Genomic DNA, 11,958 nt, shown 5'->3' on the forward strand with positions numbered 1-11,958 from the left:
TCATTATTGTAATTAAAAACCAAATTTAGACTTGAAATCGCTCCAGTAACCGATGGAAACATCTGGTAAGAGCTGGAATTTGACTTTGTAGCCAGCTTTTTCGATTGCCTCAATCGCTTCTGCTTCTTCTTGTGTGATGGACTGGTTGTTGCCCAGCTTAACAGCTCCCGGACGGTCATTAGCAGGACCGACGATGATTTCCTTAACATCCCCAGGTACAAATCCTTGGTCCACTAGGATTTCCTTCATATCCACAGGATTTTTCGTAATGAGGAAATAGCGACTGTCTGACTCGGTGACCTTGCCTGATTTTTCCTTGAAGGCTTCCTTGGTCCAAACAAAAGTCTTCTTGTCAGAAGCTCCCTTGTAGGCCTGAATCAAAACCTTGTTTCCTGCTGCTGCATTATTAACTGCAATCAAGCCATCACATGGGTATTCCTTAGCCCAGCGAGTGACTGTTTGACCGTGGATCATGCGGTCGTCAATCCGTACAAATGATACTGTCATCTTTAAAATCTCCTTTTATCTTTTAGAATGTATGGCGGAAGTACTAAATGTCGTCTTCATCTTCGTCAGCTGCATCGCTTACGACTTCAAATTCCTGCAGAGCAGCTGTGGCCTCGGAAAGGATAGCCTGAGCCAGTTCTTTTCCGTCTAAGATGTCTTTCATAACTAAGCCAGTCAGTCCCATGGTCAAGTTTAAGCCACCCAAGATAACTGCTGAGTCGAGCTTACCCATGTCAGCTAAGACGCTAGCTGCTGTCGTCAGAGGACTGCCTCCTACAATATCAGCCAGAACTAAGACACTGTCATCAGCGCTTAAGCCAGCCAAGGCCTGAGTAAAATCAACTGCAAAATCATCAACTGACTTGCCTTCCTGAAGACCGACCGCAATCACCTGATCTGTCTTGTCTCCGGCAAACATCTTCAAGGAACTCTGCACGCCTGCAGCCAGTCCCCCATGGCTGACCAGTACAAGGTATTTCATCTTTCCTGCCTCCTTTATCCTTCGACTTCTTAGCCCAGCCAGGCTTTAAATGACAAAGGATTTATTGATGATTTTATTGTACAAGGTTTGAAACCGATTTCATATTGTCAAATGTCATTTTGCAAAGATGACATTTGTTAGGAAAAATATGACATTTGTCATATTGGTCTAGGCAGCTGTACTTTTTTCTGACTTAATTGGCAATAAAAAAGAAAGCAGGTTATTTTCCGCTTTCAATTTCTCTTTGAATGCTCGGCAAGGCACTATCAATCTCTTGATTCTGCATAGCATTTTGAATCAGATAGTCCATCCGGTCCATCGTATGACGGTCCACTTCCAGACTGATGTCAATGATGGAGCGATTCATCATGTGGTCTAGCCTCTCAGAAGTCAAGGAATCCAAGCCAAAATCATCGGCCTGTAAGATTTCTCTAGCCTGTTGACTTTTCACCACAGATGGTAAAACTGAGGTCCCCTGCGATTTTTCAAACAAAACCTGCTGGCTTTCTTTATCCTGTGACAGCAAGAGCATAAATTCCCAAGCCAGCTTCTCTTGCTTGGTATTGGAAGACATGGCAAAGAGCGAGGTCTTAACCTGTGTTCCCATCACCTGGCTATTGGCTGTCGGCATCGGGATACAGGTCCAAGAAAAGCTTGAATACTTGGCGACATGGTAAGGGTAAGGCTTGTAGGTCCGATACTGAGCCAGACTCATAGGATAGAAGGCCACCCGCCCCTCATCAAAGTCATTAGAAGTCACCTTATAGTGCTGGCTGAGCATATCTAGCTTGCTCATAAAGGCCAAGGCTTGGTGCATCTCTGCGCTGTCTACATTGATACCGGATTTATCGATAAGATGGCCGCCGTAAGCTACCAGAGCCTGCTGCCACGTGTAATCTGTTATACCGTATTGATCCACTATACCATCGCCATTGGTATCCTTGGTTACTTTCTTGCAAATCTCATAGAAATCCTCTAAAGTCCAACCTGACTCAGGAATGCTAATTCCTTCTTTTTCAAGCAGGTCTTTATTGACACACATCATAATGGGATTGCTCTCAACTGGAAGAGCATAGCTGACTCCCTGATATTGCCCGGCTTCATAAGCCACCGGATAAAAGGCCCTTCGTTCATCATCTGTTAGGAGGGTATCCAAGGATTTGAGGGCGCCAGTCGAAGCCAACATGCTAAAGTCGTTTTCCGGTACCATAAAGAGATCCGGCTGCTCGCCTTTCAAGACTTGCTCTGCCAGCCAGTCAGCGTAATCATCCTTGGGAATACCGCTTTCATAGACGACCTTGACATGAGGATGCGTCTTTTCAAATTTTTTAATCAGGCTGTCCAAGACCTTGTTTTCGCGGCTGTTAGGCACACCCCAGCTAGAGCCAGCATAGACACCAATACGCAGGACTTTTTCCTGAGCTGAAGCCCAAAAGACAAAAGCCAAAGCAACAGATATGATCAGGACAACCAGCAGGGTCAAATGTCTCAGTCTCCACTTCATTTGTCGCTTTCCTTACTAAAATCTCTCTGGGTGACTCCAGTCTGCACAGCCCAGATAGCCAGCTGGGTTCGGTCGCGCAAGTTGAGCTTGGCTAAGATACCTGACAGGTAATTTCGGACTGTCCCTTCTGATAGAAAGAGCTTGGCAGCAATTTCTTTATTCGAAATCCCGAAGCCAATCTGCTGGATAATCTTCCACTCCGTCCGGCTCATGTCCTCTATATTTTCCTCCGTCACCGTGATAGCAAAGTTGGACTGGGCCATCTGTGAAAAGATTTTGAAGACCTTGGTGGCAATATTGGGATTGATCATAGCTCCGCCTCGATAGACAGTCTGAATGGCTTCGTGAAGCTCTTCTGTCGAAACCCCTTTGAGAATATAACCAGACGCACCGTATTTGAGAGCGGAGAAGATAAATTCATCGTCATCAAAGGTCGTCAGAATGATAATCTTAACATCTGGATACTGCTCTTTGACAGCCTTGGTACAGAGAACACCGTCCATGACTGGCATGCGAATATCCATCAAAATCACATCTGGGCGCACCCGATGAAGCTTTTCCAGCACTTCCTTGCCGTCTCCAACTGTCCCGACAACCTCAATATCAGCGTGGGCTGACAGGATGATTTGCAGAGACTCGCGAATCAAGGCCTGATCGTCTGCTATTAAAACCTTAATCATGTCTTCCTCCTATTTTTGGGATTTCGATATGCGTGTAGAAACCGTCCCGATTTTCAAATCGGACGCTTCCGCCAATAATCATTAGGCGCTCCTGCATCTGCTTGAGGCCATAGCCATAGTGGAGTTCATCAAAACCAACACCATCATCCTGAATGGTCATTACATAGGACTCTTCCTCCAGTAACTCAATCCAGATAGTCTTGGCATGCCCATGGCGGACAGAGTTGGTAATAGACTCTTGAATCACCCGAAAGACAATGTCTTCCTTGGCAATATCCAAGTCAATATTATCCCATTCGTAGCGGAGATGAATCTCCAAGTTGGAGATGGCTTCATACTCACGGATAATCTTAATCAGAGCTTCCTTCAAAGTGTTATTTTCCAGAGCTCCCGGTCGCATCTTATTGAGCGATCCTCGGACATCACGGATACCATCTCGAACGACGACTGAAACATTATTGAGCTGCTCCTTAGCCCGATTGGTATCAATATCAACCAAGACCTTGACCGCATCAATACCCGCCGAAATTCCCGTCAGGGCATGGCCCAATGTATCGTGAATCTCTCTGGCAATCCGCTTTCGCTCTCGATCTTCTGCTATTTTCTCAGACAAGGCCAGATAAGAATTCAACTCGCGATTGGCCTGAGAAGCCATGCGCAGCTCTTCCTCAATCCGATGACGCTCCGTAATGGCTGACAAGATGTAGAAGAGCAAGGAAATCATAAAGACGACGATATTGAGGGAATAGAGGAAGTTCTTACCAAAAAGCAGTAACAGCCGGACGGACTCTGGGTAAAAACGAATATAAGTATCCAGCGAAGGCAACTTGATAAAGAGCGACATGAGGTCATAGTTGGATAAGAGCAGCATGCCAAAGCTCAAAATAATGAAAGAAAACCAGTACTTCTTGTCCTTGGAAGAATTGAACTCCTTAGAGCCATAGAAAATATCCGCAAACACCAAGAGAATCAAGCCATTGTAGGACGAATGCAGGACGGAAAAGATGACCAGCATGAGCAGGATTTCAATAATAGTCGCCTTGTCATAGACGGACAGCTGATTGGGGTGGCGCTCGCGATAGTACATGACCAAAAGCAAACTGCCATAGAGGCTAATTGATACCCAGAAAATCAAGCTGGGAGAGCCCGGAATAGCATCCAAACGCTCCAAAAGCGAATGACTGAAGCCCTTAGCTGCTACATAGTTGGTCGCAAAGAGATAGATGGACGCATTATAGACAATGGCAACCAGATTGATGACCATCAAGGCTATTTTGCTGTAAAATATACTTTTTTGAGGTCTCATTATTGCCACCCTGTAACTGTGTATTGACTGATATTATCTCTGTTGACTAAGTGAACGGGGATCAGGTATTGGCTGTCGTAGGATTTGCCCTCCTGCATCAGCTCAATTACCTGTGCCACCTTGCGTCCCATCTGAATGGGCGATTGGGCCACGGTCCCCTCTATGTCGCTAGTCGTAGCCAGAAAGTTTTTGATATCTGGCGAACCATCCACGCCATAGATTGAGATTTTCTTATCAAGACCTTGATTTTTAATAGCAGCCAAGGCCCCGATGGCTGCTCGATCATTGAGCGCCATAACTACATTAAAGTCTAAACCTTCATCCAGAGCCCTTTTGACCTGTGGCATGGTTTCCTCAGTCTGGCCTAGTGTTTCTTTCTGGGAAATAATCTTGTAGCTAGGCTGTTTTTCAATCGTATCAATAAATCCCTGAATCCGGTCCATGGCAGAGACGGCATTGCGGTGCTCTAGAAGGAGAATATTGGCAGAAGGAAGACGCTTCATCATGTCCTGGGCAATCAGGACGCCTGCTTGGTAGTTATCAGACACAATGGTCGTATCCACTTTTACATCCTGACTGATAGGCGCATCCACTACGATAATTTTAATCCCAGCTTTCTTGGCCTTTTGAAGAGAGGAAATAATACTTGGACTATTGCTTTTCACCGGATTGATGACAATGACATCAACCTTTTCTCGGACAAAAAAGTCAATCTGCTGGCTCTGCTTGCCCTCATCCAGCTCAGGATCCCGAACGTAGAGCCTGCTGCCCTGCTGGTTGGTTTTCTTCTCCAGCTCCGCATTTAAGGTCTTGTAAAAGTCATTGTTCATGGTCATGTAAGTCACCCCAATCTTGACCTGCTTCTCATCTGGCAAAACGCCCTTGAAATAAACAAAAAGCAAACTCAAGATAAGCAGAATGAAAAGCGGCCAGAGAGCCTTTTTCTGATAATGCTGTATCCGTTTTTTGACCTTAGCTGATACCATTTTTCACCCCCTATGCCGTAAGCGCCTTTATGAAACATATAGGATTATTATATTACAAAGCCGCCAAAAAGCAAAATCTTTCTAGAAATGGCTATAATAAAAGAGGCGAGACAGAATCTAAAAAATCCATGATTTTTGATTCTTGGTCCCACCTCGGTAATCATCATTAAACTTTTAAAAGCTTGAGAGAAAGAGACTTTCAGTCAAACAGAGCTTGCGTCCTACAAAACTGAATGATGATTTTTTAGAGCAAGGTCATTTCCCACTCTTTGCTTCTTGCTTAAAAGGGAAGTTCCTCTTCTTCCAACACCAAATCTGCTAAATCAGCTCCGCTATTATTTTCACGCAGAGCGCGCTGGGCCCGACTTTCCAGGAGCTGGAAGCTATGACAGAGCACTTCTGTCACATAATGAGTCGCCCCCTCCTTCTCATAGCGACGAGTCCGTAGCTCACCATCCAGAGAAATCAAGCTGCCCTTACTTGCATAGCTGGCTAAAGTCTCAGCTAGACGACCCCAGACAACGACATTTACAAAATCCGCCTCACGCTCACCGCTCTGAGATTTATAACGGCGATTAACCGCGACCGTTGCGCGGGCCACAGATTTTTCATTCGCAGTCTTGTGCAGTTCAGGTGTAGCCGTCAGCCGGCCGATTACAATTACTTTATTATACATTTTATATCCTCCTAACTTATCATTCGTAAAAGGAGGCAAAAAGTGAAAAAAATGTGGTATAGTATAGATAAAAAGGAAAGTTGCAGCTTCTGCCCCTTTTCTACTAGATTTGTACGACGGAGGCTCCGATGACCATTAAACATTCGCCTGTGAAAAATATTCTTTTTATCTTAATCTCTCTGTGGTTCGGAGGTTTTTCTGTCTGGGCTGCCGTAGACTACCTGACCGGCTCCAACCCCTACAAAGATACTAGTTTCTTTGTCCTTAGTCTGCTGGTTGCTGCTTTCTTCTTACTGCTCCTTATCTTTGCTATTCGCAGGCTAACCATTCATGCGACTATCCTCTCCTTTGACCACGAATATGTAACCTACCATTATAGCGGACTCTTATCAGCTGCCACCTACTGCATTCCTATGCAGCAGATTAGTCATGCTCGCTACAGCCGAGATAGTGAAGAATCCGAGATTAGTCTTTGGATGGAGGACGGCTTCCATGACTTTGCAGCCTTTAACCATCCCCGTCATAAGATTTATGCCTATCCTGATAGCCAACTCATCGGTATTGTTTTCAAGAGAAAACGTCTCAAATTATTGGAAGACCACGGCCTAAACAGCCTTATCTACCAATACAAATACAACAGTCCAAGCCAAATCCCCACAGTCACTCCTCAGTCAACAACCGACTCGCAAAATAATAGCGACAGCGTCTTCTTTTGAGACAATGTGGGCACGAGCCATAAGTTTCTAACAAAAAAGCTCAGAAATTCTGAGCTTTTTAGAATGTTGAATCCTCTCCCTTATCCCTGCCAATGCTTGGCCGGATCAAAGGAAGTTCCAACTAGTTCACTATCGGCTAATTCAATGATGCCGCGTTTTTGAGGCGCATTAGGCAGCTGAAGTTCTCGTGGGCTGCACATCATACCAAAACTCTTTTCTCCTCGAAGTTCTCCCGGAAATATCAAATTCCCTTTAGGCATCATAGCACCTGGCAGAGCCACAATCGTTTTGAGGCCGACTTTGGCATTAGGAGCACCGGCCACGATTTGAACGGTCTTATCAGCAGCTACCTGCACTTGGCAGATATTCAGGTGGTCACTATCTGGATGAGCTACCATATCAACGATTTCTCCAACCACAAATTTTGGCTGGCTGTCATTGGCCAAGTCCGCTGGGAATCCCTCCTTGCTCAGTTCCTGATTGAGAATGGCCACTTGCTCATCTGTCAAAAAGACCTGTCCTCGCTCTGCAATTTCAAAAAGGTCTGACTGCTCAAAAATATTCCAAGCTACTGTCTGGCCATTATCTTCGCGGTAAACACGCGCTACCCGTCCTTTGCGCTCAGCCTCCAGTTTAGCTCCTTGATTGTCCGCAACAATAACCATCAGCACATCACCGACATATTCTTTATTATAGGTAAAAATCATTTTACGCTCCCTTTTTCTCTTATACTCGCTAAAAATTCATTGATTTGACTCTTAGTCTTGCGGTCACGATTGACCAGACGGCCAATCTCCTGTCCCTTTTCCAGCACTACTAAGCTGGGAATCCCGTATACGTCCCACTCTTTGGCCAAATCCAGATAATCATCACGGTCCACTTGGATAAAGCGATAGTCAGGATTTTCCGCTTCTATCTCTGGCAGGAAAGGTTTGATAAATCGGCAATCTCCGCACCAGTCAGCCGTGAAAAAGAAGACAGTCTTCTCCCCATCATTGACATAAGAAGCCACTTCCTCTGTATTTACAGGAAAAATCATGCTTCTTCCTCGTAACTTAGCTGACCATTTTCATAGACAAAAGCAAAATGACGGTCGTCCTCTAAAACCAGACCGCCAACCAAGCGGTCATCCGTGGACTCGTAGAGCTTGACATAGAGACAGGAAATACTACCCTGACTGGAAAAGAAATCTCGCACAAGCTCGACGATTTCCTCCCGATTACGCAGTCTTTTCTGTTCCTGTACGACTTTGGCTGCCCCAAAAGCCAGAGCTCCGGCCCCCAAAAGGGCGGTTGTGGTTAAAATGATTTTTTTAGCTTTCATGTAGAATATTTTAACACAAAAGAGCAGAGGCGACAAACAATATTCCAGATTTTCCTTGCATAAGCTGCATTCTTGGGCAGGCAGTCCTGTCGATTCAGGCAAGCTATAAGATTTCCCTACTCATTTACCGCAAAAAGTGATAAAATAGGGGACAGAAAGAAGGTAAGTTTATGACAACATTATTTTCAAAAATCAAGGAAATAACAGAGCTTTCTGCTATTTCAGGTCACGAGGCACCTGTTCGCAGCTACCTGCGGAAAAAAATCACTCCCCATGTCGATGAGATTGTCACCGACGGTCTGGGCGGTATCTTTGGGGTACGCCATGCAGAAGCTGAAAATGCTCCCCGTGTGTTGGTAGCGGCCCACATGGATGAGGTTGGCTTTATGGTCAGCGAAATTAAGCCGGACGGGACCTTCCGCGTGGTGGAAATCGGCGGCTGGAACCCCCTGGTCGTTAGCAGCCAACGCTTCAAACTTTTTACCCGTGAAGGTCGGGAAATTCCCCTTATCTCAGGCTCTGTCCCTCCTCATCTAACGCGCGGATCTGGCGGACCAGTTATGCCACAGATTGCAGATATTGTCTTTGACGGTGGCTTTGCAGATAAGGCAGAAGCTGAAAGCTACGGCATCCGTCCAGGAGACACGATCGTGCCAGACAGCTCTGCTATTCTCACAGCTAACGGAAAAAATATCATCTCCAAAGCCTGGGATAACCGCTACGGCGTCCTTATGGTCAGCGAATTGGCTCAAGCCTTTTCTGGTCAACCACTAGACAGCCAACTCTATGTCGGTGCTAATGTTCAAGAAGAGGTTGGCTTGCGTGGTGCCCATGCCTCTACGACAAAATTTGCCCCTGAGGTCTTCCTGGCTGTAGATTGCTCACCAGCGGGTGATATTTATGGCGGTCAAGGAGCCATCGGTGATGGAACGCTGATTCGCTTCTTTGATCCTGGTCATCTCATGCTGCCAGCTATGAAAGACTTCCTCTTGACAACTGCTGAGGAAGCAGGCATCAAGTATCAATATTACTGCGGTAAGGGCGGAACGGATGCTGGTGCTGCCCATCTCCAAAGCGGTGGCGTGCCATCTACTACCATTGGTGTCTGTGCCCGCTACATTCATTCCCACCAAACTCTCTATGCCATGGACGATTTCCTGCAAGCCCAAGCCTTCCTGCAAGCTCTGGTCAAAAAGCTGGATCGCTCAACGGTGGATACGATTACCAACTATTAATTGAAAAGGCAGCCCGTTCTTCATTCGGGCTGCTATCTCTTTTGTCTAATACTTTCTCTTTCAACTTTCCAATTTGAAGAAAATTTTGTTATAATGCTTAGCAGAGGTGAAAATATACATGAAAAAAATTGCTTTTGATTCTGAGAAATACTTAAACCTGCAGCGCGACCATATCTTGGAGCGCATTAATCAATTTGAGGGCAAACTTTACATGGAATTCGGCGGTAAAATGCTGGAAGATTTCCATGCTGCCCGTGTCCTGCCAGGCTACGAGCCGGACAATAAAATCAGACTGCTTAAAGAGCTCAAGGACCAAGTAGAGATTGTCATTGCCATCAATGCCAACAACATTGAGCACTCTAAGGCGCGCGGGGATTTGGGTATTTCCTATGACCAGGAAGTGCTGCGACTAATTGATACCTTTAACGAGCTGGATATTTATGTAGGTTCAGTGGTTATCACCCAATATTCCGGTCAGCCGGCAGCTGACCTCTTCCGCAGCCAGCTGGAAAAGAATGGCATCGCCTCCTACATCCACTACCCGATCAAGGGCTACCCGACCGATATGGACCATATCATCTCGCCTGAAGGTATGGGGAAAAACGACTACATCAAAACCAGCCGTAATCTAGTCGTTGTTACCGCACCTGGTCCTGGTTCTGGTAAATTAGCTACTTGCCTATCCAATATGTACCACGACCAAATCAATGGCATCAAATCAGGCTACGCCAAGTTTGAAACCTTCCCAGTTTGGAATCTGCCCCTGCACCATCCTGTCAATTTAGCTTATGAGGCAGCGACAGCAGACCTGGACGATGTCAACATGATTGACCCTTTCCACTTGCAAACCTACGGAAAAACCACAGTCAACTACAACCGTGATATTGAAATTTTCCCAGTCCTCAAGCGCATGCTAGAGCGTATCCTTGGAAAATCACCTTATGCTTCTCCAACGGATATGGGCGTCAACATGGTCGGCTTTGCCATTGTAGACAATGATGCAGCTATCGAGGCATCCCAACAGGAAATCATCCGTCGCTACTACCAGACGATTCTGGACTTCAAGGCAGAGCGTGTTCCTGAATCTGCTGTCAAGAAAATCCAACTCTTAATGAACGACTTGGGCATCACACCACTGGACCGTAAGGTAACAGTTGCTGCGCGTGCCAAGGCTGAAAGCACTGGTGAGCCAGCTCTGGCCTTGGAATTGCCAAACGGTCAAATCGTAACCGGTAAGACTTCTGAGCTTTTTGGTCCTACGGCAGCTGTATTGATTAATGCCATTAAGAAATTAGCCAATATTGCCAAAGAGACCAAGCTAATTGAACCTGAGTATGTCAAGCCAATCCAAGGCCTGAAAATCAATCATCTGGGCAGCCGTAATCCTCGACTCCACTCAAACGAAATCTTGATGGCTCTGGCAATCACAGCCATGGAAAATCAAGATGCGGCAAATGCCATGCAACAACTCGGTAATCTCAAGGGCAGCGAGGCCCACTCCACTGTCACTCTGACAGACGAAGACAAAAACGTCCTGCGTAAGTTGGGCATCCATGTAACCATGGACCCCGTTTACCAGTATGATCGACTCTATAGAAAATAAAAACAAGCTCTGTTAAAAGCTTGTTGATAAAGCTGGCGACGCCAGCTTTTTTTGTTAATAACGCTTAGACAGGAGAAAACGCAAGAGATAGTAAAGTCCCAAAACCAGAATAATGGTCAAGGTCAGAAACTGATTGAGACTTAAGATGATTGGGAGAACCATAGACAAAACACTCAAACAGGCTGCCAGCAGCAAAAGGATATTAAAAAGCAAAGTACGAGTCTTTTCGTCAATCATACGATTGCGCTCGTCAGTCACCTGAATGTAGAACTTCTCAAAATTTTCCTCCCGTCTTAGGGCCAGGTTGTAACGAATGGTCATCAAAGAAAGCCCCAGCAGTATGCCGACCATGACTCCTTCCTGCTGATCATCCAGAGAATGAAAGTGGCTCCAGGCCAGTCCTACCAAGATGATAAAAGTTAAGATTCGCCCCACGATAACTTTCCTTTGAAGTTTTTTCCTAAATTCTTGTTTAGTTAGTGTTTCCATGTCAGCCTCCTATTTTTCATACGCTTGAAACATTTTCAAGATCACTACAATTAGAATAATTCCCACAAAAGGCAGGATTTCCTTAGGGATAAAATTGGCAGTAAAATGGAGATAAGATAAGCCAACCACCACCAAAATAGCCAATATCCATTTACACAAATAAGTCCATTTCATGATTCATCCTCCTCAAAGAGAAAAACTTCTTCAATCCTTAAATTGAAAAAGGAGGCAATTTTATGAGCCAAAAGCAGCGAGGCATTGTAGCGGCCTTTTTCCAAAGAAATAATCGTTTGTCTCGTGACCTCTAGCTTCTCAGCTAGCTCCTCCTGGCTGAGCTTTTTTCTTTTTCGTAATTCTTGAATTCGATTTTCCAAGGTTGCTTCCTTTCCGCAATGTAAAACAAACTTTACTTTTCAAATGTAGTATAGTCTCCTTTACATATTTTGTCAAGA

16 protein-coding genes are annotated in these 11,958 nt (G+C 45.4%); 3 read left to right on the top strand and 13 right to left on the bottom strand.

Annotated elements, in window-relative coordinates:
- Positions 1-12 precede the first annotated feature (12 nt).
- The 7 genes from FOC72_RS09010 to FOC72_RS09040 form a co-directional block, all read right to left on the bottom strand.
- Positions 13-507 carry a PTS sugar transporter subunit IIB gene (locus FOC72_RS09010; RefSeq protein WP_002896729.1) on the bottom strand — a complete coding sequence of 165 codons (495 nt, stop codon included), beginning with the start codon at positions 505-507 and terminating at the stop codon, positions 13-15.
- Positions 508-550: 43 nt separating this feature from the next.
- Positions 551-988 (bottom strand): PTS sugar transporter subunit IIA, encoded by a 438-nt coding sequence (locus FOC72_RS09015; protein WP_002896730.1) that lies wholly within the window; start codon positions 986-988, stop codon positions 551-553.
- A gap of 220 nt (positions 989-1,208) precedes the next feature.
- Complete coding sequence (locus FOC72_RS09020; RefSeq protein ID WP_002896731.1) at positions 1,209-2,492, bottom strand: ABC transporter substrate-binding protein; 1,284 nt, start codon at positions 2,490-2,492, stop codon at positions 1,209-1,211.
- Positions 2,489-3,172 (bottom strand): response regulator transcription factor, encoded by a 684-nt coding sequence (locus tag FOC72_RS09025; protein WP_002896732.1) that lies wholly within the window; start codon positions 3,170-3,172, stop codon positions 2,489-2,491. Before FOC72_RS09025 ends, FOC72_RS09020 begins: the two co-directional genes overlap by 4 nt.
- Positions 3,165-4,478 carry a sensor histidine kinase gene (locus FOC72_RS09030; RefSeq protein WP_002896734.1) on the bottom strand — a complete coding sequence of 438 codons (1,314 nt, stop codon included), beginning with the start codon at positions 4,476-4,478 and terminating at the stop codon, positions 3,165-3,167. The genes FOC72_RS09025 and FOC72_RS09030 overlap by 8 nt, the downstream gene beginning before the upstream one ends.
- On the bottom strand, positions 4,478-5,464 hold the full coding sequence (locus FOC72_RS09035; RefSeq protein ID WP_002896735.1) for a substrate-binding domain-containing protein: 987 nt from the start codon (positions 5,462-5,464) through the stop codon (positions 4,478-4,480). Before FOC72_RS09035 ends, FOC72_RS09030 begins: the two co-directional genes overlap by 1 nt.
- Before the next feature lie 280 nt (positions 5,465-5,744).
- A complete protein-coding gene (locus tag FOC72_RS09040) occupies positions 5,745-6,140 on the bottom strand; it encodes a single-stranded DNA-binding protein (RefSeq protein WP_002896737.1) in 396 nt (131 codons plus the stop codon).
- Between the two features lie 128 nt (positions 6,141-6,268).
- On the opposite strand from FOC72_RS09040, the gene FOC72_RS09045 reads away from it, so the two are divergent.
- Entirely contained in the window at positions 6,269-6,856 is a 588-nt protein-coding gene (locus FOC72_RS09045) for a hypothetical protein (RefSeq protein ID WP_002896739.1), read from the top strand.
- Between the two features lie 80 nt (positions 6,857-6,936).
- On the opposite strand, the gene ytpR is transcribed toward FOC72_RS09045, so the two are convergent.
- From ytpR to FOC72_RS09060, 3 genes are read right to left on the bottom strand one after another with little or no spacing between them, the layout of a single operon-like run.
- Entirely contained in the window at positions 6,937-7,563 is a 627-nt protein-coding gene (ytpR, locus tag FOC72_RS09050) for a YtpR family tRNA-binding protein (RefSeq protein ID WP_002896740.1), read from the bottom strand.
- On the bottom strand, positions 7,560-7,895 hold the full coding sequence (locus FOC72_RS09055) for a thioredoxin family protein (protein WP_002896742.1): 336 nt from the start codon (positions 7,893-7,895) through the stop codon (positions 7,560-7,562). Before FOC72_RS09055 ends, ytpR begins: the two co-directional genes overlap by 4 nt.
- Positions 7,892-8,179 carry a DUF4651 domain-containing protein gene (locus FOC72_RS09060; protein WP_002896743.1) on the bottom strand — a complete coding sequence of 96 codons (288 nt, stop codon included), beginning with the start codon at positions 8,177-8,179 and terminating at the stop codon, positions 7,892-7,894. The genes FOC72_RS09055 and FOC72_RS09060 overlap by 4 nt, the downstream gene beginning before the upstream one ends.
- Positions 8,180-8,349: 170 nt before the next feature.
- Here FOC72_RS09060 and pepA point away from each other — a divergent pair, with 170 nt between their 5' ends.
- Complete coding sequence (gene pepA / locus FOC72_RS09065) at positions 8,350-9,414, top strand: glutamyl aminopeptidase (protein ID WP_002896744.1); 1,065 nt, start codon at positions 8,350-8,352, stop codon at positions 9,412-9,414.
- Positions 9,415-9,532: 118 nt separating this feature from the next.
- Positions 9,533-11,017, top strand: a complete 1,485-nt coding sequence (locus tag FOC72_RS09070) for a DUF1846 domain-containing protein (protein ID WP_002896745.1) — start codon at positions 9,533-9,535, stop codon at positions 11,015-11,017.
- 54 nt (positions 11,018-11,071) lie between these two features.
- On the opposite strand, the gene FOC72_RS09075 is transcribed toward FOC72_RS09070, so the two are convergent.
- From FOC72_RS09075 to FOC72_RS09085, 3 genes are read right to left on the bottom strand one after another with little or no spacing between them, the layout of a single operon-like run.
- On the bottom strand, positions 11,072-11,506 hold the full coding sequence (locus tag FOC72_RS09075; RefSeq protein ID WP_002896746.1) for a hypothetical protein: 435 nt from the start codon (positions 11,504-11,506) through the stop codon (positions 11,072-11,074).
- 9 nt (positions 11,507-11,515) lie between these two features.
- A complete protein-coding gene (locus FOC72_RS09080; RefSeq protein ID WP_002896747.1) occupies positions 11,516-11,680 on the bottom strand; it encodes a hypothetical protein in 165 nt (54 codons plus the stop codon).
- Positions 11,677-11,880, bottom strand: a complete 204-nt coding sequence (locus FOC72_RS09085) for a helix-turn-helix transcriptional regulator (RefSeq protein WP_002896748.1) — start codon at positions 11,878-11,880, stop codon at positions 11,677-11,679. The genes FOC72_RS09080 and FOC72_RS09085 overlap by 4 nt, the downstream gene beginning before the upstream one ends.
- Between the last annotated feature and the right edge of the window lie 78 nt (positions 11,881-11,958).

Origin of the sequence: Streptococcus sanguinis, assembly GCF_013343115.1 — a bacterium.
Lineage (GTDB): Bacteria > Bacillota > Bacilli > Lactobacillales > Streptococcaceae > Streptococcus > Streptococcus sanguinis_H.

Bases quoted from the DNA above. Each gene is read 5' to 3' on its own strand.
- FOC72_RS09010 (WP_002896729.1), bottom strand. From the start codon at position 507: ATGACAGTATCATTTGTACGGATTGACGACCGCATGATCCACGGTCAA.
- FOC72_RS09015 (WP_002896730.1), bottom strand. From the start codon at position 988: ATGAAATACCTTGTACTGGTCAGCCATGGGGGACTGGCTGCAGGCGTG.
- FOC72_RS09020 (WP_002896731.1), bottom strand. From the start codon at position 2,492: ATGAAGTGGAGACTGAGACATTTGACCCTGCTGGTTGTCCTGATCATA.
- FOC72_RS09025 (WP_002896732.1), bottom strand. From the start codon at position 3,172: ATGATTAAGGTTTTAATAGCAGACGATCAGGCCTTGATTCGCGAGTCT.
- FOC72_RS09030 (WP_002896734.1), bottom strand. From the start codon at position 4,478: ATGAGACCTCAAAAAAGTATATTTTACAGCAAAATAGCCTTGATGGTC.
- FOC72_RS09035 (WP_002896735.1), bottom strand. From the start codon at position 5,464: ATGGTATCAGCTAAGGTCAAAAAACGGATACAGCATTATCAGAAAAAG.
- FOC72_RS09040 (WP_002896737.1), bottom strand. From the start codon at position 6,140: ATGTATAATAAAGTAATTGTAATCGGCCGGCTGACGGCTACACCTGAA.
- FOC72_RS09045 (WP_002896739.1), top strand. From the start codon at position 6,269: ATGACCATTAAACATTCGCCTGTGAAAAATATTCTTTTTATCTTAATC.
- ytpR (WP_002896740.1), bottom strand. From the start codon at position 7,563: ATGATTTTTACCTATAATAAAGAATATGTCGGTGATGTGCTGATGGTT.
- FOC72_RS09055 (WP_002896742.1), bottom strand. From the start codon at position 7,895: ATGATTTTTCCTGTAAATACAGAGGAAGTGGCTTCTTATGTCAATGAT.
- FOC72_RS09060 (WP_002896743.1), bottom strand. From the start codon at position 8,179: ATGAAAGCTAAAAAAATCATTTTAACCACAACCGCCCTTTTGGGGGCC.
- pepA (WP_002896744.1), top strand. From the start codon at position 8,350: ATGACAACATTATTTTCAAAAATCAAGGAAATAACAGAGCTTTCTGCT.
- FOC72_RS09070 (WP_002896745.1), top strand. From the start codon at position 9,533: ATGAAAAAAATTGCTTTTGATTCTGAGAAATACTTAAACCTGCAGCGC.
- FOC72_RS09075 (WP_002896746.1), bottom strand. From the start codon at position 11,506: ATGGAAACACTAACTAAACAAGAATTTAGGAAAAAACTTCAAAGGAAA.
- FOC72_RS09080 (WP_002896747.1), bottom strand. From the start codon at position 11,680: ATGAAATGGACTTATTTGTGTAAATGGATATTGGCTATTTTGGTGGTG.